The sequence below is a fragment of the Gelidibacter salicanalis genome (assembly GCF_016469035.1).
GTDB classification, from domain to species: domain Bacteria; phylum Bacteroidota; class Bacteroidia; order Flavobacteriales; family Flavobacteriaceae; genus Gelidibacter; species Gelidibacter salicanalis_A.
This window is the reverse complement of sequence record NZ_JAEHJZ010000669.1, coordinates 1-248: the sequence shown is the minus strand read 5'-3', so window position 1 is coordinate 248 and position 248 is coordinate 1. Positions and strand designations below refer to the sequence as shown.

At 52.0% G+C, this 248-nt stretch carries 1 protein-coding gene; it reads right to left on the bottom strand.

Annotation, left to right across the window (positions count from 1 at the left end; all coding sequences use genetic code 11):
• Positions 1 to 248: hypothetical protein (locus tag JEM65_RS22250; RefSeq protein WP_199603961.1), on the bottom strand; the 248-nt coding region annotated here is incomplete at both ends.

Below are 248 nucleotides of genomic sequence, written 5' to 3'. Positions count from 1 at the left end.
TGGCTTGAATTTACCCTCGCCACGTTTCCCTACACGCTTCATAGGATACTTCAGGCGGTCAGGGTTATAAACACGGCGACGCATGGAACGCCCGCGCAGACAGGCGCGAACCTGATGCAATCCTTCATAATTATCATCACCGGTATTATCGGTTTCGACATAACGGATCTCGTTATCAACGACGTGCATTCTCAGCGGACAGCGGCTGCCGCAGTTTACGGTGCAGGCACTCCAGACAATTTTCTCGT